14 protein-coding genes are annotated in these 19,673 nt (G+C 36.5%); 13 read left to right on the plus strand and 1 reads right to left on the minus strand.

Annotated elements, in window-relative coordinates; all coding sequences use genetic code 11:
- The 6 genes from hisS to adk are packed head-to-tail and all read left to right on the plus strand — an operon-like array spanning position 1 to position 5,697.
- Positions 1–1,278 (plus strand): histidine--tRNA ligase, encoded by a 1,278-nt coding sequence (gene hisS / locus BQ5209_RS03645; RefSeq protein WP_085247189.1) that lies wholly within the window; start codon positions 1–3, stop codon positions 1,276–1,278.
- 18 nt (positions 1,279–1,296) lie between these two features.
- A complete protein-coding gene (locus tag BQ5209_RS03650; RefSeq protein WP_085247190.1) occupies positions 1,297–2,058 on the plus strand; it encodes a YfgM family protein in 762 nt (253 codons plus the stop codon).
- A gap of 26 nt (positions 2,059–2,084) precedes the next feature.
- Entirely contained in the window at positions 2,085–3,257 is a 1,173-nt protein-coding gene (gene bamB / locus BQ5209_RS03655) for an outer membrane protein assembly factor BamB (protein ID WP_085247191.1), read from the plus strand.
- 32 nt (positions 3,258–3,289) lie between these two features.
- A complete protein-coding gene (der, locus tag BQ5209_RS03660) occupies positions 3,290–4,759 on the plus strand; it encodes a ribosome biogenesis GTPase Der (protein WP_085247192.1) in 1,470 nt (489 codons plus the stop codon).
- A 3-nt stretch (positions 4,760–4,762) separates the two neighbouring features.
- Positions 4,763–5,014, plus strand: a complete 252-nt coding sequence (locus tag BQ5209_RS03665; protein ID WP_085247193.1) for a YfgJ family double zinc ribbon protein — start codon at positions 4,763–4,765, stop codon at positions 5,012–5,014.
- 38 nt (positions 5,015–5,052) lie between these two features.
- A complete protein-coding gene (gene adk, locus BQ5209_RS03670) occupies positions 5,053–5,697 on the plus strand; it encodes an adenylate kinase (protein WP_085247194.1) in 645 nt (214 codons plus the stop codon).
- A gap of 311 nt (positions 5,698–6,008) precedes the next feature.
- On the opposite strand, the gene ybeD is transcribed toward adk, so the two are convergent.
- Positions 6,009–6,275 (minus strand): DUF493 family protein YbeD, encoded by a 267-nt coding sequence (ybeD, locus tag BQ5209_RS03675; protein ID WP_085247195.1) that lies wholly within the window; start codon positions 6,273–6,275, stop codon positions 6,009–6,011.
- A 193-nt stretch (positions 6,276–6,468) separates the two neighbouring features.
- Here ybeD and gss point away from each other — a divergent pair, with 193 nt between their 5' ends.
- The 7 genes from gss (at position 6,469) to BQ5209_RS03710 (ending at position 19,672) form a co-directional block, all read left to right on the plus strand.
- Complete coding sequence (gss, locus tag BQ5209_RS03680) at positions 6,469–8,343, plus strand: bifunctional glutathionylspermidine amidase/synthase (protein WP_085247196.1); 1,875 nt, start codon at positions 6,469–6,471, stop codon at positions 8,341–8,343.
- 274 nt (positions 8,344–8,617) lie between these two features.
- The gene (locus BQ5209_RS03685) at positions 8,618–10,168 is read left to right on the plus strand and encodes an SrfA family protein (protein WP_085247197.1); all 1,551 of its coding nucleotides are present in this window, start codon (positions 8,618–8,620) and stop codon (positions 10,166–10,168) included.
- A gap of 9 nt (positions 10,169–10,177) precedes the next feature.
- Positions 10,178–13,201 (plus strand): virulence factor SrfB, encoded by a 3,024-nt coding sequence (locus BQ5209_RS03690; RefSeq protein ID WP_085247198.1) that lies wholly within the window; start codon positions 10,178–10,180, stop codon positions 13,199–13,201.
- Positions 13,198–15,870: a putative virulence factor gene (locus BQ5209_RS03695; RefSeq protein ID WP_085247199.1), complete on the plus strand. Its 2,673-nt coding sequence runs from the start codon at positions 13,198–13,200 to the stop codon at positions 15,868–15,870. The genes BQ5209_RS03690 and BQ5209_RS03695 overlap by 4 nt, the downstream gene beginning before the upstream one ends.
- A 108-nt stretch (positions 15,871–15,978) precedes the next feature.
- Positions 15,979–16,977, plus strand: a complete 999-nt coding sequence (locus tag BQ5209_RS03700) for a flagellar basal body-associated FliL family protein (protein WP_085247200.1) — start codon at positions 15,979–15,981, stop codon at positions 16,975–16,977.
- Between the two features lie 12 nt (positions 16,978–16,989).
- Positions 16,990–18,954, plus strand: coding sequence for a vWA domain-containing protein (locus tag BQ5209_RS03705; protein ID WP_085247201.1), 1,965 nt, complete (start codon positions 16,990–16,992; stop codon positions 18,952–18,954).
- Between the two features lies 1 nt (position 18,955).
- On the plus strand, positions 18,956–19,672 hold the full coding sequence (locus BQ5209_RS03710) for an ABC transporter ATP-binding protein (RefSeq protein ID WP_085247202.1): 717 nt from the start codon (positions 18,956–18,958) through the stop codon (positions 19,670–19,672).
- The last annotated feature ends 1 nt before the right edge of the window (position 19,673 follow it).

The following is a 19,673-nucleotide window of genomic DNA, read 5'->3' on the forward strand; positions in this document are numbered from 1 at the left end:
ATGACAGAAAAAAAGATTCAATCTATACGAGGAATGAACGATTTACTTCCAACAGATAGTGCAAGTTGGCAACAGATTGAAAAAATCGTTAAAGGCGTATTAAACAGTTATGGCTATAACGAAATTAGAACGCCCATTGTTGAAGATACTGCTCTATTTAAAAGAGCAGTAGGTGAAGTTACCGATATTGTTGAAAAAGAGATGTATACTTTCAACGATCGTAATGATGAAAGCATTACCCTGCGCCCTGAAATTACTGCCGGTTGTGTTCGTGCTGGCATTGAACATGGTCTTTTTTACAATCAAGAACAGCGTCTTTGGTATTTAGGGCCTGCTTTTCGTTACGAAAAACCACAAAAAGGGCGCTATCGTCAATTTCATCAATTTGGTGTTGAAGTCTTTGGGCTTGAAGGACCAAATATTGATGCAGAGCTTATTTTATTAACGGCACGTTTTTGGAAAGCTTTAGGTATTGAAAAGCACACCTCTTTAGAACTCAACTCTATTGGTTCACTAGAAGCAAGAGCTAATTATCGAAATGCTTTAGTTGCTTTTCTTGAACAACATAAAGAAAAATTGGATGAAGACTGTTTACGTAGAATGTATACTAATCCATTGCGTGTACTTGATTCAAAAAATCCAGTTGTCCAAGAGCTACTCAATCACGCTCCAAAATTGTTTGATTATTTAGATGAAGAATCTAAACAGCACTTTGAAGGGCTATGTCGTTTATTGGATAACGCTGGAATAAACTACAATATTAATCAAAGATTAGTACGTGGATTAGATTACTATAATCGAACTGTTTTTGAATGGGTAACCAGTAGTTTAGGTGCGCAAGGTACCGTGTGTGGTGGTGGTCGTTATGATGGGCTAGTTAGTCAACTGGGTGGACAACCAACACCCGCTGTCGGTTTTGCAATGGGTGTTGAGCGATTAGTATTATTAGTTCAAGCCGTTAATCCATCATTAAACCAAGTTAATTTGATTGATGTTTATATGATTTCATCTGGTGATGAAAAGACAATTGCAGCAGCACAAGGTGTTGCAGAGCAATTGCACGATAGTCTACCTGATTGGCGAATCATGACAAACTATGGTAGTAGTAATTTTAAGAAACAATTTACCAAAGCTGACAAATTAGGTGCTAAAATAGCTATTATTATTGGCGAAAATGAATTGGCTAATCAATCAGTCATGATTAAAAATTTACAAACAGGCGAACAAGTTGAAGTTGCACAAAAAGAAGTTGTCCAAACTTGTTTGTCGATTAAGTAAAAGATATAGGAGAAAAATGTGAGTCATCAGTTATCGAGTGAAGAACAACTGGAAGAGATAAAGGGCTTTTTTGCTAAAAAGTGGAAAATGATTGTTGCGGTTTTGGTAATCGGATTACTAGCCTTTTTTGGCTGGCGTTATTGGCAATCATATAAAGCTGAAAAAGCGATTGAATCATCGGATAAGTATGAACAATTACTTGCTCAATTAGATGATAATAAACCAGACTCTGTTAATGGGTTAGTCTCTTTTGCTAAAGACAACGACACTATTTATAGTGTGTTTGCTAATTTGCGTGCGGCAAAATTTTTTGTTGAAGTATTAAAAGATTATTCTGGGGCTGAAGCATTATTAATTGACGCCTTAAAGAAAACTGATTCAGAGCCGGTTAAAGCGATAACCAACATTCGTATAGCTCGTTTACAGTATCAACAAGGTCAATATCAAGAAAGTTTAACATCGCTAGATAATGTAACTGGCGAAAGTTGGGGGGCGGTAATTAACGATCTTCGTGGTGATGTATTAGTTAAAATGACGCGTTATGCTGATGCAGTCAATGCCTACAATATTGCTTTAACTTCTTCTCCAAACAAAGATTTAGAAGAAAATATTAAAATGAAGTTAAATCAAGCTGAATATCTAAAAGCAAAGCAACAAGCTGAACAAGAAGCCCAACAAGCAGCCAAAGAAGAGGCAGAACAAGAAGCTCAGGCAGCGAAACAAAAAGCCGAGCAAGAGGCGAAAGCAAAACAAGCTGAAACAGAAGGAAGTAACAATTAATTTATCCTGCTATAAGGGTCTATACAATGAAGTTATCAAAATATCTTTTTACTGGGGTTTTTGTCTTTTCACTTGCTGGATGCTCTTTATTCGGTGGGGAAGAAGAGATTGTTCAAATTTCACCCTCACCAACCGTAAATAATCAATTCCCTATCAAACAAGTGTGGAAAAGTAGTACGGCTGGCAATACTCATATCTATTCATTATTAGGTCCGATTAATTATGATAATGCTATTTATGCAGCAAGTCGTAGTGGTCAAGTTAAAGCACTTGATGTAGCAAGTGGCAAAACCATATGGGATGTTAACTTATCGCAAAGCACGCTTTTTAGCAGCAAAACAGCACTGTTTTCAGGTGGCGTAAGTGCTGATGATAAATATGTATACCTAGGTAGTGAGCGCGCAGTTGTGTATGCGTTAGATCGCAACAGTGGTAAAAAGGTGTGGGAAAAAACAGTAAAAGGCGAGGTGCTTGCCCGCCCAGTGCCTGCTGAAGACAAATTAATCATCCATACTGCAAATGGCATTCTTCAAGGCCTTAATCGAGATACAGGTGATTATGTGTGGGATGTTTCTTTCGAGGTTCCTACATTATCGCTAAGAGGTAACTCCACACCAACGATTGCTCATGGTGCAGCGATTGTGGGTGATGATACTGGTCGAGTAAATGCTTACTTTATTAATGATGGGCAATTAATTTGGCAACAACGTATTTCACAACCATCAGGCTCTACTGAAATTGCAAAATTAAACGATGTTGATTCAACGCCCGTAGTTGAGGGTAATTTAGTTTATTCCGTTGGTTATAATGGTAGTTTAGTTGCACTGGATTTAAGTAATGGTCAAATTGTGTGGCGTAAAAAACTTGGATCTACTCACAGTTTTGCTATTGATACGAATCGATTATTTGTTATAGACCAAAACGATAATATTCAAGCTATTGCTAAGAATGGTGGTGGTGAACTTTGGACTCAATCAAACTTTGCTCATCGTCAGTTAACTGATCCAGTGATCTACCAAAATTATGTTGTGTTTGGTGATTTTGAAGGTTACCTATATTGGCTAAATGCTGAAAATGGTGAACTTGTCGCAAAAACACAAGTAAGTAGTAGCGGATTAATATCTAAACCATTAATAGTAGACAATAAAGTCATTGTTCAAGCTAAAAATGGTGATATTTATGCTTTTACAAAAAATTAATACACAAAATTAAAGTAATTTAGAGAATAAACATGGTACCTGTTGTAGCACTTGTTGGTCGTCCAAATGTTGGAAAGTCGACTTTATTTAATCGGTTAACGCGAACCCGAGATGCCTTAGTGGCTGACTTTCCTGGATTAACTCGTGATCGTAAGTATGGCAGAGCAGAAATTAAGGGCCATGAATATATCTTGATTGATACTGGTGGTATTGATGGCTCTGAAGATGGGGTTGAAAGCTTTATGGCTGAACAATCCCTGCAAGCAATAGAAGAAGCCGATATTGTTCTTTTCTTGGTTGATGCTAGAGCGGGTGCGATGCCTGCCGATCATGCTATTGCTAAACACTTACGTTCTCGTCAAAAAGCCACTTTTTTAGTGGCTAATAAAATTGATGGTATTGATGCCGATACTGCGATTTCTGATTTTTATGGCTTAGGATTGGGTGAAATTCATCCTATTGCAGCTAGCCATGGTCGAGGTGTAAGCTCGTTAATTGAAACCGTATTAGATCCTATTTTTCAGTTTGATGATGAACAAAATAGCGATTTTGACGACGAGGAACAATCTAGCGACTTATCTCAATGTTATGATGATTCCGATCTTGATGATACAGAATCATTAATTAACCAACCTATAAAAGTTGCTATAGTGGGACGTCCAAATGTGGGTAAGTCCACACTAACTAATCGAATTTTAGGGGAAGAGCGCGTAGTTGTATATGATATGCCAGGCACAACGCGTGACAGTATCTATATCCCCATGACACGCGATGAACGTGAGTATATCTTGATTGATACCGCTGGCGTTCGTAAGCGTGGAAAAGTCACCGAAACTGTTGAAAAGTTTTCTGTCATTAAAACGTTACAAGCCATTGAAGATGCTAATGTTGTCATTTTAGTTATAGATGCCCGTGAAGGTATATCCGATCAAGACCTATCATTACTAGGGTTTATTATTAATAGTGGGCGCTCACTTGTGATAGCTGTTAATAAATGGGATGGCTTGTCACAAGATATCAAAGAACAAGTTAAAACGACACTAGATGATAGGCTAGACTTTATTGATTTTGCCAGAGTACACTTTATTTCTGCGTTGCATGGTAGTGGCGTTGGAAATTTATTTGATTCAATTCAAGAAGCGTATGATTGTGCAACCCGTCGTGTTAATACGGCATTATTAACCAAAATTATGCAAATGGCACAAGATGACCATCAGCCTCCTTTGGTGCGAGGGCGTCGTGTTAAATTAAAATATGCGCATGCTGGGGGGTATAATCCACCCATTGTCGTTATTCATGGTAATCAAGTTGAAGACTTGCCTGATTCCTATAAGCGTTATTTGATGAACTATTTTAGACGCTCGCTAAAAATTATGGGCTCACCAATTCGAATTCAGTTTAAAGAAGGGGCTAACCCATTTGAAGGACGGAAAAATAGTTTAACCGCATCACAGCAACGTAAACGACGCCGATTGATGAAACATGTTAGAGGGCGAAAATAGTTTATGTCAAAACCAATGACAGTTAAGCAGGGGCAAGAAGGCATTTGCCCAAAGTGTCATCATAAAATGAGTGTTGTTTCTCCTCAATATTTTAATTGTCTTCATTGCAAGAAACATTATTTAGAACAATATATTTGCCCGATATGTCAGCAAAAAGCGCAGATGATTAAGGGCTGCGGATCGGTGAACTATATTTGCCCAACTGATGGTTTAATCTCCAGCAGTAAGGTGATATTTCATTATTTATCAGAATAGAAGATATTATCTATATTAAAGCCATAAGAGGTTATTTTATGCGAATTATTTTATTAGGCGCACCAGGAGCAGGAAAGGGAACTCAAGCACAATTTATTATGCAAAAATACGGTATTCCCCAAATTTCAACTGGTGATATGTTGCGTGCAGCAGTAAAAGCGGGTACAGCGCTTGGCTTGCAAGCAAAGGAATTAATGGATGCGGGTAAATTGGTTACTGATGAACTTGTTATTGCATTAGTTAAAGAACGTATTGCACAAAGCGATTGCGCAAATGGCTTTTTGTTAGATGGTTTTCCTCGTACCGTTCCTCAAGCAGATGCCATGAAAGCGGCAGGTATTGATGTAGACTATGTACTTGAATTTGATGTGCCTGATGCTGTAATTATTGATCGTATGAGTGGACGACGTATTCATGCTGCTTCAGGTCGTGTTTATCATATTCGTCATAATCCACCTAAAGTTGAAAATATTGATGATGTCACTGGTGAACCGCTGACTATTCGCAAAGATGATAATGAAGATATTGTGCGTAAACGCCTTGTCGAATATCACGATTTAACTAAACCACTGATCAATTATTATCAGCATGAAGCCAAAGAAGGGCGCACACAGTATTTCCGTGTTGATGGGACCCAGCCTGTTGCTGAAGTAACAAAAGAATTAGCTAAAATTTTAGGATAATTTGTTTACCAATTAAAAGAGCAAGGCAGTGGTGCTATCTTGCTCTTTCCCTTTCAATTTGGTTAATAGTGTTGCTTATATAGTAAAAACAAAAAGCGAATTTATAACTAATATTGTCAAAAAACATTCAGAAAAGCAATTGATTTTATTTGATTTTTTGATGTGTTTTGCTTTATAAAAGTGAAAATATCCATTCAAAAATTAGTCAGGAAAGTTGTTGATTTTATTTAATTTTTTATTTTATTTGTGTTGGGTAAAATAGCGCCTTATCCATAACAATAAAACGCTATTTTAGGCGAAAAAGTAAAACGCTATAAAACCATTCTTACAATATCGATTTCACCCAACTCTTTATAAAGATTTTCGATTTGATCAATATGCGTAGCATTAATGGTAATTGATACTGAATGATAATTTCCTTTACTACTCGGTTTAATTGATGGCGTATAATCACCCGGCGCATGACGTTGAATCACAGATACCACTTTGTCAACAAGTTCAGGTTTAGCTTCGCCCATTACTTTGTAAGTGAAAGAACATGGGAACTCTAATAATTCATTTAATTTTGTTGGTTGCATAATTTTATATTTCTCTGTTAATAGGTTCAATGTATGGTATCAAGGATGATTACTATATATAGGCTGTTTATCACTCTTCAAGTAACGAACAGTAAACATCGCTTTTTAAAGTATATATTTTGAGCTATGATAAGAAAATTCTAACATAGTGAAATAAGCGTTTTTTACTATTTACCTATAAGGCTAAAACAATATGTCATCTAAATCCAAAAATAAAGAACCTTTTGGCACATTATTAGGTTATGCACCGGGCGGGGTTGCCATTTATTCTTCTGATTGTGAAACATTAGATCGAAATCAATATCCAAATGATGGAGCATTTCGTAGCTATTCTGGCTATGAGTATATGGGATATAAATGGCAATGTGTTGAATTTGCAAGGCGTTTTTTATTCTTAAATTACGGTATCGTTTTTACGGATGTAGGGATGGCGCACGAAATTTTTTCACTACGCTTTTTAAGGCAAGTTGTTAACGAGGCGATTTTACCTTTGCAAGCATTTGCTAATGGTAGCAAAAAAGCGCCAGTAGCAGGATCTTTATTGGTATGGGATGATGGTGGCGTATTTGATAAAACAGGTCATGTTGCTATTATCACTGAAGTATTTGAAGATAAAGTCCGGATTGCTGAACAAAATGTAATACATACACGTTTACCCATCGGGCAGCAATGGACGCGTGAGCTTAAAATGACGGTGTCTAGTGAAGGTTATCATTTACATGATACGTTTGATGATACGAAAATTTTAGGTTGGATGATTCAAACTGATAACACTGAGTATAGTTTACCTCAATCTAAAATTCCTCAGCCTTTACTTCAAATTCATAGTGCCCATATTAAAAATGAAGGTCAATTCGATAAAAAATGGTTAGATGAATCAGATCCATTAGAACATGCGTATGTTTTAGCGGCAGGTCATGCTATTAGCCATGATGATCATTATCGTTATTTCACTATTTCAGAAAGTGCTGAGCAGGAACTAATTCGAGCAACGAATGAATTACATTTAATGTATTTGCATGCCACCGACAAGGTATTAAAGGATGACAATTTATTACTTAATTTTAATATTCCTGAAATATTATGGCCAAGATTAAGGCTTTCGTGGCAACAGCGTCGTTATCAAATGATTACAGGTCGATTAGATTTTTGTATGGATGAACGTGGCTTTAAAGTCTATGAATATAATGCTGATTCGGCCTCTTGTCATACTGAAGCTGGGAAAATTTTAGCAAACTGGGCGACACAAGCAAGACTCAATATAGGGACAAACCCGAGTGAGGATTTACTTAATGCTTTAGCGAATTGCTGGAGGCATAGTGATGCGCAAGCATTTGTACATATTATGCGTGATGATGACAGTGAAGAAAATTATCACGCTTTATTCATGCAAAAAGCCCTTACTTTGGCAGGAATTGATAGCAAAATTTTACGCGGACTAAGTGGACTGAGATGGGATAAACGAGGTCGGCTAGTGGACGATGAGGATCGCCAAGTCACTTGTGTCTGGAAAACATGGGCTTGGGAAACCGTTTTAGAACAGCTTCGACAAGAAAGCGAAGTTCAAGTTGCCGGTTTACCAATTCGTACTTGGCATCCTGATAATACCGTAAGATTAATTGATGTACTTTTACGGCCTGAGGTGTCTGTTTTTGAACCGTTATGGACTGTTATTCCAAGTAATAAGGCGATTTTGCCAGTATTGTGGTCATTGTTTCCTAACCATCGCTATTTATTAGAATCAACTTTTGAGCTTAACGAAAACCTAATAAAAAAAGGTTATGCGATAAAACCTATTGCAGGGCGAAGGGGCAGTAATATTGAATTAGTCAATAGTAAAGAGCAAATACTTGATAAAACACTTGGCAAATTTGCTAAACAAGAAAATATTTATCAAGAGTTATGGTGTTTACCTAAAGTTGATGAAAGGTATTTACAGTTATGTACTTTTACAGTTGGTGGTCATTATGGCGGTACTTGTTTACGCTCTGATCCTACTTTAGTGATCAAAGGCGAAAGCGATATGCAGCCATTACGCGTGTTAACCGATGAAGAGTTTTTAAAATAATTTTATAAAAAAACTTCAGTAAAGTAGATGTTTTACTATAAATTTAGCGCGCATCATATTATGTAATAATTAACTTAAAAATTTTAATAAACCAAATTGTTAAAGGTGCCTATTGAGGGTGTATATAAAGCGTGCTATGTATTAGAACAATTAACAAAATATGGCTAAAAATTCATAATATCCAAAATGATACCAATTACAATAATGGCGTTTTCTGTTAAACTTATTTTTATTGCGTAAAAATGCTTATAAGTCAAATAATAGAAAGGAATATATGACAAATACATTACTTCGAAGTGGTGATATTAAAGATTTTAAAATGCTTGGGCATGATGGTAAAGCCGCTTATTTAGTTGCAGCTCAAATCCGTGAAATGTTTAGGGTTAAATTAGGTAAACAATATGCCGATTATTTAGCTATTCCTCAACGCAATGATCACGGCAATATTATCGATTGGTATATTCCTTTTGATTCAAATCAGCCTGATGGGCAATATGATATTGTTCCTTGGACTTCAGCTAGTGAATCTGAGCAACAGTCAGCGCTGGCTTTACTGAAAGAATTTGAACATAAAGTGATTAATTTGGGCAAACAACTAGCCAGTAATCCTAATTTAGAAGGTGATCAACTGCTTTTTAGCCGTCTTATTTATGATCCAAAAAATAATGTTGATAGTGCCGAACCTAATTTGATGGCAATACGTTTTCCCAGTAATCAATTTGTTTATATTGTTAACGGTAAACCGGTGATTACTTTCTGGGGATTTGTGTATCCGCACATCTCTCAGGGAAATTCTCCATTCTATAGTTTAGAATCGGTAGCAAAAGTTGCACAAGCAGCAGCCGTTACTTCTGCAACGCCAATTGATAATAAACCATGGTGGAAGCGTTGGTGGGTAGGGTTATTATCGTTATTATTGCTTTTATTAGCGTTATTTTTGCTACGCGGTTGTTGGTTAAAACCCGAGCTATCGATTAATCCCAATGTATCTTTAGATAATAGTCATATTAATCAAGCAGAAAGAGATGACAAACAGGATAAAAAAGCGATAGATCCAGCATTAAAAACTGAGCCAAGAGATGTGGTTGTTGATAATCGGTTCGGTGTCACGGGTAGTGCTATACCAAATGACACAATTTTAGACAATGCAACTAATACTCCAACTAACCCCAATGTAGCAAGTGATTCGGTTGATCATTCTGTAGCACCAGATAATGCAAATGAGGGTAATAATACTTCAAATCCAGATGCGCAAGATAATAAAAATGATCAAGTGACTGCGCCTGATGTGGGTAAAACAGATGATAAAGATGAAAAATCAACGCCTACCGATCCCGATAAAAAAGATAATACAGATGTTCAAAATGGACAAGACAAAGATAGCGCTGACCAAACTTCTTCGCCATCAGATAAAGACAATAAAGCAGATTCTAACTCTGCGGTTGATCAAACCAATAATTTAGCCTTACCAGCAGATGCAATCAAGCAAGGATCTACAAAATTCTTAGATGGTCAATGGTCTGCCAATGGGGGTATTCAAGACAAAGCCACAGGTAAACCGTTGCAATTAAGTTATAACTTTAAAGATGGCAATGGCGAAGTCACTATAACACGTAGTGACGGTGTAAAATGTACAGGTAATGTTGGCACCGATATTAAAAATGCTAATTTAGGTATAGCGGGTAATACTGAGGCTGTTTGTAGTGATAACACCAAATATCAATTACCCAAAATTCAATGTACACCAGGCAAAGATAATAAAGCCAATTGCCAAGGAATTTATAATAATGGGACTGCATTCCCAATAACGATGAAAAAACAATAAAGGTTATATATGCTTCCAGAATTACGCAATTATGGTCAAGAAGTGACACTGATTATGAATAGTGGTATTCAGTTTCTTGATTTTGCACTTAAAATCGATTGGAAAGATAATCAATGGCGCAGTAAAGTCAATGGAGCCTTTATTGATCCATCAGAAAGTGGTGCACTCATCAGGTTGATTGAAGATGTGGAAAGTGGTCAATTTTTTACACCTGATAATCCAACATTTGCTGTCAAACCAACACAAGAAATTAGTGTTGATCAGTCGTTAAAATTATACGATGGTATTTGGTTACCTGTGCCTGTTTTGCGTTCAATACCGCCAGAGCGCTTTGATCAAGGACCGCATAATTGGAGTCGAGTTCGAATTGTTAGCATTCCTGAAGGTGAAGATCCTGATGGTAATACACATCGAATTACGTTTGCTTTTGATACAAAAGTATTTGCTAACTTACAAGATGTGGCTTATCTTGCTCCAACCGAAAATGATGTGATGACTGGTGCAGTCTTTAGTTTAGCCCATCGTTCTGATCAGGTTTCATGGTATTTAGAGCTCAAATGGATAACCAGTTGGTTAATTGATCTCTTTCAAGAGCTGGCGCCACAATCTGAGCGGTTAAAGATCCATAAAGATGATCTTAATCAAGAAATTAAAAGCAAATCTTATTATGGACACTACCTAAATATTATCCATTTACTTGCCGATTCATTGCAATTACCGACAATTAAAATTGTATCAAATAATAAAGATGATGTGGTGAAATCAATTCCTGTCGATATGATTTTAGATGTGGGTAATTCACGTACTTGTGGGATTCTAATTGAAGATCATGCCCAAGATAAAGATAGTTTAAATCATCGTTATGAGCTTGAAATCCGCGATTTAACTCAGCCCGAACATATTTATAATGAACCGTTTGAAAGTCGAGTTGAATTTGCCCAAACTTTTTTTGGCAAGGAACATTTTTCTTTGCAAAGTGGGCGACGTGACACGTTTCGTTGGCCAAGTATTGTCCGTGTTGGTCAAGAAGCAAGCCGACTTGCCAGTCGGCGTGAAGGCAATGAAGGCGCAACGGGACTTTCAAGCCCAAAACGTTATTTGTGGGATCAAGATAAATATGAACAAGGGTGGCGTTTTAACTCTCATTATGTAAAAAGTGATCATGAACCATTTGCAACGGCAGAGCCTTTTTCGAGTTTAATTAATGAATATGGTGAAGCATTACATATTCTTAGCAATGATATTCAAGAAGAGTATGATCGCAAAATGCCGGTTTTCCACCCAAAATACTCTCGCAGTTCTTTGATGACGTTTATGTTATGTGAAGTATTAATGCATGCATTAATGCAAATGAATAGTGTCGCTCAGCGTAATAAACTAGAGCATGCGAAAACACCACGTAATTTACGTTCAATTATTTTAACGATTCCGCCAGCTATGCCAAAACCCGAACAAGCAATATTTAAAAGTTGCGTATATCAAGCCATCGGTTTGGTTTGGAAAAGCCTTGGGTGGGATAGTTCAGATGACAATATTGATTTCAATAACCCTGAGCAATTAAAAAGTGTTTGGTCAAATATTCCTGAAGTTTATATTCAATGGGATGAAGCGACTTGTGGCCAAGTTGTGTATCTTTTTAATGAAACACAAAATAATTATAATGGGCGATGTGAAGAGTTTATTGCCTCAATGATCCGTCCGGGGAAAGCTGATAAGCAAAAGCTAACGATTGCAACGGTTGATATTGGTGGTGGCACAACCGATTTAGTGATTAACGATTATCAATTAGACTACGGCGTTAACGGGCAAGTCAACAGTAGTAATGCTTATATTGTGCCAACTCAGCTTTTTCGTGATGGATTCAAAGTGGCTGGGGATGATATTTTACTCGATATTATCCAAGATACCGTTATAACGGCCTTAACCAATGGTTTAAAACAAGCTGGAATTGCAGACCCTAACCCAATTTTGTCCACCATTATTGGCTCTCAGCAACTATCCATTCAAGATGCGGTATTACGCCAGCAACTTACCTTACAGCTATTTACACCAATTGGATTACAAATATTAAAAGCGTACGAACTTTATGACCCATTACACACAGAGCAACATGTCTATTGTTCTACTTTCGGTGAATTATTACAACATAATATGATGACCGATAACGTGCTCAATTTTATTAATGAACCGATTAAGCGCGCATTAAATAATCCTGATTTTTCAGTACTTAACTTAAGTATTGAGATTAACCTTAAACGTATTCATTATTTGTTTATTCGGGGTGATTATTACAATATTTGTAAAACGTTTGATGCATTATCCGAAATTATTAGTTGTTATCAGTGTGATGTTCTTTTGTTAACTGGTCGTCCTTCGCGTTTACCTGGTATCCAAAGTTATTTCCGATCACGTTTATCTATGCCTGCTGGACGAATTTTACCTTTGCATGGTTATTATACAGGTGGTTGGTATCCTTTCCATAAACAAGAGCGAATTGATGATCCTAAAACAACGGCAGCTGTGGGGGCGATGTTGTGCTTTTTAAGCAAGAATCTACGATTACCTAATTTCTATTTTAGATCCTCTAATATAGATTTATATTCAACCGTTAAGTACATTGGACTTTTAGATAATCTTAATATGATTAAAAAAGAAAATGTCTATTACCAAGATATTGATTTGGATAATCCTGATTATGATTTTCCTAATCTCTCATTTGAAATTCGAGGTACTACAAGACTTGGTTTTAGGCAACTTGACATTGACCGTTGGCCGGCATCGCCTATCTATATTTTAACGATTGAAAGCAGTGAAGTGGCTAAGCGATTAAGCGCTGAAGGCGTCGTGCTAGAAGTTACTTTAGGCATAAAAAATAAACAAAAAACGATCGAAAATTTTTATATTAAAGACGTAAAAGCCTCAGATAGGCGAGCCTGTAATAAACAGGATATTAAACTAAGTTTAAACACCATGGTTAACTCGGGGTTAATAAGTACGCAATATTGGCTTGATAGTGGAATGATAAAACGATGAAAAACTTAAATGAACAACTGCCTAAATCTTGGGATCAGGTCTATCAAGCATCTGCAAAGGCCATTGAGTGGGTGAATCAAACACGGCATTCATCTAAACGTTTAAATAGCGAAGCGGATAACTTAATTTTGGATTTGCGTCGGTTACGTAACAGCGCAAAACGATTAGGAGATGTCTCAACTAAATCTGTTGCAGTTGGTTTTTTTGGATTATCACAGGCTGGTAAATCCTACCTTATTTCAGCACTGGCAGCCGGTGAAAATGGTAAGCTTGAAACGGTTGTCGATAATGAAGTGTTAGATTTTATTGACCATGTTAATCCCGTTGGTAGCGGCAAAGAGGCGACGGGGCTTGTCACTCGCTTTAGCCGTGTTGCCAAAGGGGGTATACCTAACTATCCGTTAGAATTAAAATTATTTAAAGAGATCGAAATAGTCAAAATCTTGATAAATGCTTATTTTAAAGATTTTGATCAGCAAAAAGTATCTAATAAAATCGAGTTTGCACCGTTAAATCAGACCGTTCAACGCTTAGAAAATCAGAAACAAATCAATTATGTTGGTGGTGTTAGCGAGGATGATATTGTTGATCTTTACGATTATTTATCTGAAAACTTTGGTAACTCGCTTGAAGAATTGAAAGGGGGATATTGGGAAAAAGCAACGCACCTTATTCCTTATTTATCAATAGCAGAGCGTGGTGAGCTGTTTTCTGTCTTATGGGGTGGAATTACTGAACTGACGATAATTTATACTCAATTAGCCACCACATTATCAAGTTTACACCATGCTGAAACTGTGTATGCACCGCTTTCAGTATTAGTAAAAGATAATAATGGAACTAAGTCGCAAATTGACAGTATTATGAATGTCGATATTCTTGAGCGATTAAATACCGACAAAGATTCATCGATTACCATAACGCCATTAAATAGCGCACCAACATCAATATCTTTAGCACAATTGGCTTTTTTAACCGCCGAATTAATTTTCCCATTAGTCAATAAAACCAAAGTGCCCACTTTTGAAAATGTGGATTTACTTGATTTTCCTGGATATCGTGGGCGTTTAAATTTGATATCGATTTCAGATGTGAAAGAAGGTAACCCTATTGCTCAGCTTTTATTGCGTGGTAAAGTTGCTTATCTTTTTGAAAAATATACTGATAATCAAGAAATGAATGTGCTAGTTGTTTGCACTCCGTCAGATAAACAATCAGATGTTAATGATGTTGGTCCAGTACTTGAGCGTTGGATCGATAAAACCCAAGGTGAAACAGCTGAAAAAAGAGCAACGAAAAAAACAGGGTTATTATGGGCAATTACCATGTTTGATAAACGCATTGGTACCTCATTAACGCTATCAGAAGACAATCTTAAAAATAGCTGGGGTAAAGGTGGGTTACTTCAGCAAACTATTTTAGAACGCTTTGGTAGTTACGATTGGTTAAGCAATTGGTCTAACGAGCATCAATTTAATAATGTCTTTCTTGTCCGCAAACCGGGGTTTGATGTACCGTTTTTAAATGTCGATCCGAACACCTGCCAAGAGCAATCTTATAATGAAAATTATCAAGATAAAATGAATGTATTAAGAAGTACATTTGTGCAAAATAGTGATATTAAACAGTACGTGTTCCAGCCAGAAGAAACATGGGATGCCATGTTAAAACTCAATGATGGTGGTATAGAGCGAATTAGTCAATACTTAGAACAAGTGGCTATTACTGAAGTTAAACAGCAGCGAATTGTTGAACAGCTCAATGAAAAAATTGCATATATCATTAATATGCGTTTTGATACTTGGTATCAAGCAGACAATGCTGAAGAGCTAGCTAAGAAAAAACAAATCATTGCTGATGTTGTTAAAGAATTACAGAGCAAAGCACTATTATTAGGCGAACTACTTAAAGCGTTTGAACTGCCAGATCAAACCATTAGAGCACTTTATTACTCCAATACTGTCGAAAATGAAACGCAGCAAGCTGGCAGTGATAATTTGTTAGATAATTTATCTAATGATTTTGGTTTAACGGCTGACTTTGAACTATTTTCTGATGTTAATTCATCATCAACCACCAAACAAAGCACTCAATTACCTACGGAATCAAAGTTTGCAAAAATAGTTTTTTCGGCATGGTTAGATCATTTAAGAAATATTGTGCTAGATAAGCATATCTTAGATTTTTTTGGTATCAGTCAAAAATCACTCTCTTTTATGATAGAAGAACTGATTACTGCTGCAAATCGAATGAAACTTGAAGCAAGTTTAAGTGAACGCATTTTGCATAATGAAAACACAGGTAGTAAACGTGATGATCTAGAGTCTAGACAAGTCAGCACTATTCATACCTTACTTGCAGACTTTATTGCTTGGCTTGGTTTTATTCAAGGGCAAGCAAGTGATATACCAATGAGCAAAGTTAATCAGGGTAAGCCAATATTTTCTTCACCATTAAGCGAATTTAATGTGCAATCATCGCATTTATTACCAAAGCTAGATGATAATACTAAAAATTATTCTCAGCATGCGATATTTGATTGGTTTATTGCCTTTGCTATGCTTGCGCAAGAAAATGTAGGGCATCATGCAGGACGCGAAATTAGCCAAGAACAAAATAGCCAATTGGGCGAAATTCTTACTTCTTTTAAGCAATCGCAGATTAATTAAAAAATAACAAAGTATAGTAGGAAAGTCTTTTTGAGCGAAAAGATCTTTCCCAATCAATAGTTAGAATAAACACTACTTACATATTTGACTATAAATGTAGAGGATATCATGGCATTAAGAATAGAATTAGATGGTTATAAACCCGGTATTGCGAAGTTTTTAGCTCAAAAATGGAGTGGTAGTTCTGAAATTGATATGCTTATACAACGAAATCAAGATGGTTATTATTTATCAGGTTTAAATCAATGGAACCCTGAAAAAAACTGGCACGCCGTTGAAAATATGTCTGTTGATAATCAACAATTAACTGGCCAAATTGGCGAATGGTTGGTTGACTCTTTATTATCACAAGAAAGCAGGGTTCGATTTCTTATACAAATTCGTGATAAGCAAAATGAGCATTATGTTGATAGGGGCGTTGTGAGTATTGCTGATTCGGTTCTTGCATCAACAGCATTAAACTTGCAAACAACATTACCGAATGACGAGCAAACTATAGCGCAGCCAGATCCTGTTAGTGATTCTATTATTGAAAATCAAACACCATTAATTGAAGAATCTAGTCTTGACCCTGAAAGTGAAACGTTAGCAGAACCTATCGAACCAGAACTAGAAATAAAACCAGTGGAACCAGTTAAATCGAAAAGTTGCCTAGGGTTAATTATGACTACTATTATAGGTTGTATAGTGCTAATTGGACTTGGCATGGCTGCCTGGTATTTTTTATTTTCCAAAAATCAATCACAATCAACTCCAGCAGTGCAAATGAGTGGTCAATGTAATTTGAACAACGCCTCTACTGATGATTTAACCTTTATTCAACAATGTTTACAAACTAAACCTAAATCGGATGAAATTATTCAAGTAATTACTGAAGCTAAAAAAGCTAAAAAATGTAATATCGCTCAGCGATTATATGCAAATCAGGCTCAAACTAACCCTAAAATTGCGATGTTATATGCAAAAGAGTATGACGAAAAATATTATAAAGCAAATAGTTGCTTTAAAGCGGATAAAGAAACGGCTATTTATTGGTATGAAACGTCTTTGACCAACGATGCAAATAATATGTTCGTTCAAGATCGTTTAACCGAATTACAAAAATAGTGAGGCGCAAGAATGAATAAGCTAGCTATCTCGAAACTCATTTGTACACTAGGTCTCACATGCCTACCTTTGATAGGGTTTGCAACTGAGCCACTTAAACAGGCTGGAAAAACAACCCTATACCAACGAGTCTTAAGCACCCCAACGTGTGAATTAAAAAACAATATTACCGATGCTACAGGCAAATCCTTGCCGGCATTTTCCCGTTATTATGTTTATGAACGCAAAAATGACAATAATCAAGAGTGGCTTAGTGTTGGTCCAGATTCTTATGGAAAAACCATTGGTTGGATTAATAATTCATGTGCGATCGCTTGGAATATGCAAATGACATTGGTTTTCACAAATCCAGTTGATCGTGATCCTTTACTCTTTTTTAAAGATAAGGCCGCATTAACGGCAATTGTGGATGCAGACAAGCCTGAAGCTTTATTAAAACCTATTCGTGATGCATTAAAAGCCAATAAACCCGCTTCAGACGTGGTAGCTCAAGAACCTAAAGAGTTCGTTGATTTTAAAAGTAACTTCTATTTACTACCTATTTTACAAGGTGAAGAAGTGATGAATGGGCAAGGGTTTTATGAGCGAGTGTTAGAAGTTGCCTCAGTCAGTAAACAAGCATCATTGATAAAAAATAACACAAAACCAACAACTACCCAAACGACTGATGATAGTGCTAACCAAGTAGCCCCTTTTAAAGCTGCCATAGTGTTTGTTATTGATTCGACTATCTCTATGGATCCTTATATTTCAAGAACTAAAGAGGCCGTAACTCGAGTTTATCAACATATTGAAAACGAACATTTGCAAAATCAGGTTAAGTTTGGATTGGTTTCATTTCGGTCAAGTTTAAAGGCCTCAGATAAGCTTGAATTTGTCACTAAAATTTTTGCCGATCCCAATAAAGTTAAAGATAAAGATGACTTTAAACAACTGAGCTCTTCGCTTAAACAAGCTTCTGTTTCTACCTCGTATTTTGCTGAAGATTCTTATGCGGGTGTTGCTCAAGCATTAAATGATATTAATTGGAATAGTTTTGGTGCGCGTTATATGATTTTGATAACTGATGCAAGTGCGATTCCTGGTGATGATAAGCTCTCTAGTACTGGCATGGATGCAGCGCAATTAAGACTTGAAGCTCAGCATAAAGGTGTTGCAATTTATGCATTACATTTAAAAACGCCAAGTGGTGCAAAAGATCATCAAATTGCGGCAGAACAATATTCGGACTTAACGTATAACGATTTTATTCATAAATCACTTTATTACCCAGTGAATGCAGGTGATGTGAATGAGTTTGGTCAAAAAGTTGATTTGCTAGCAAAAGCATTGTCTGAGCAAGTTAAACTTGCTTATAAAGGTGAAGCTTCTGTTGGTAATGCCATCAATGCAAAAGATGATAACTCAGACATGTTAAAAGATGCATTGCTACTAAGCAAGGCAATGCAACTGGCTTATTTAGGGGATGTTAAGGGCACTCAAGCACCGTCAGTTTTTAAAGCATGGATTGCCGATAAAGATTTTGTCAAACCGACTATTCCAACAGCAGAGCCACGTATATTATTAACAAAATCGCAACTGAGTGATTTGAGCGACGTGGTTAGCAAAATCGCTAATGCGGCTAATGATGGATTGATTTCTGCCGATGATATGTTCTCTCAGCTTCGTTCTGTTGCAGCGGCAATGGGGCAAGATCCGAGTAAATTAAAATCCGATTCTGTCACAAAAATTGCTGACTTAGGTTTGCTGGGTGAATATTTAGATAATATCCCTTATAAAAGCGATGTCACTGGACTTGATCAAGATACATGGAAAAGTATGAGTGGGCTTGAGCAAGAAAAATTTATCCGTAATTTAAACGGTAAGATTCGCTATTATCAAAAATGTAATGCGGATGTCGATCGTTGGATTTCATTAGCTGACGGCAGTGATCCGCGTGAAAATGTGTATCCTATACCATTAGAAATGTTGCCATAATATGTTAAATATTAAGCAATTATCGATTTCACGCTCAACAGGCAAATCCTTTTTTAGCGTTTGCCTGCCAAAGCTTACTGTCAAAGCAGGTGAAGTTGTTGTTATTCAAGGTGATAGTGGTGCAGGTAAAAGCACGCTACTTGAAATGGTGGGAATGATATTAAAACCAGACCACATTGATGGTTATAACTTAGTTGTTGATAATTATGATATTGATATCGCAACGCTAATCAAGCAAGATAAAATCGAAGAGCTTGCTGATATTCGCGCTCAATATTTAGGCTTTATGCTGCAAACAGGTGGATTACTGCCATTTTTGACGATTCGTGACAACATTTTATTATCATTAAAGTTATTACAAAAAAAAGTGGATAATAGCCGGTTTGATTATCTAGTAAAAAAACTCAATATCGCACATTTGCTCAATAAACACCCTAAACAGTTATCCATTGGTGAAAGGCAACGAGCTTCTTTTATTCGTTCGATTATTCATAAACCCGCGTTATTACTTGCCGATGAGCCGACTTCGGCATTAGATCCCTATAATGCGAATTTACTGTTTGATTTAATTATTGAGCAAGCTCAGCAAGATAATATTACTGCCATGATTGTCACACATGACTTGCAATGTATAGCTAACAAAGGGTTATTGACGTTATCAGCTAAGTTAACTTCCGCACAATCATCAGAATTTTCACCGTTACAAGATAAGGCGTAAA

This window comes from Gilliamella mensalis (assembly GCF_900103085.1).
Classification (GTDB): domain Bacteria; phylum Pseudomonadota; class Gammaproteobacteria; order Enterobacterales; family Orbaceae; genus Gilliamella; species Gilliamella mensalis.

What these genes read in the sequence shown, in the direction of transcription:
- ybeD (WP_085247195.1), bottom strand. Translation starts at nt 6,275, where the DNA reads ATGCAACCAACAAAATTAAATGAATTATTAGAGTTCCCATGTTCTTTC.
- BQ5209_RS03665 (WP_085247193.1), top strand. Translation starts at nt 4,763, where the DNA reads ATGTCAAAACCAATGACAGTTAAGCAGGGGCAAGAAGGCATTTGCCCA.
- der (WP_085247192.1), top strand. Translation starts at nt 3,290, where the DNA reads ATGGTACCTGTTGTAGCACTTGTTGGTCGTCCAAATGTTGGAAAGTCG.
- BQ5209_RS03705 (WP_085247201.1), top strand. Translation starts at nt 16,990, where the DNA reads ATGAATAAGCTAGCTATCTCGAAACTCATTTGTACACTAGGTCTCACA.
- BQ5209_RS03700 (WP_085247200.1), top strand. Translation starts at nt 15,979, where the DNA reads ATGGCATTAAGAATAGAATTAGATGGTTATAAACCCGGTATTGCGAAG.
- BQ5209_RS03710 (WP_085247202.1), top strand. Translation starts at nt 18,956, where the DNA reads ATGTTAAATATTAAGCAATTATCGATTTCACGCTCAACAGGCAAATCC.
- bamB (WP_085247191.1), top strand. Translation starts at nt 2,085, where the DNA reads ATGAAGTTATCAAAATATCTTTTTACTGGGGTTTTTGTCTTTTCACTT.
- BQ5209_RS03685 (WP_085247197.1), top strand. Translation starts at nt 8,618, where the DNA reads ATGACAAATACATTACTTCGAAGTGGTGATATTAAAGATTTTAAAATG.
- hisS (WP_085247189.1), top strand. Translation starts at nt 1, where the DNA reads ATGACAGAAAAAAAGATTCAATCTATACGAGGAATGAACGATTTACTT.
- BQ5209_RS03695 (WP_085247199.1), top strand. Translation starts at nt 13,198, where the DNA reads ATGAAAAACTTAAATGAACAACTGCCTAAATCTTGGGATCAGGTCTAT.
- BQ5209_RS03690 (WP_085247198.1), top strand. Translation starts at nt 10,178, where the DNA reads ATGCTTCCAGAATTACGCAATTATGGTCAAGAAGTGACACTGATTATG.
- adk (WP_085247194.1), top strand. Translation starts at nt 5,053, where the DNA reads ATGCGAATTATTTTATTAGGCGCACCAGGAGCAGGAAAGGGAACTCAA.
- gss (WP_085247196.1), top strand. Translation starts at nt 6,469, where the DNA reads ATGTCATCTAAATCCAAAAATAAAGAACCTTTTGGCACATTATTAGGT.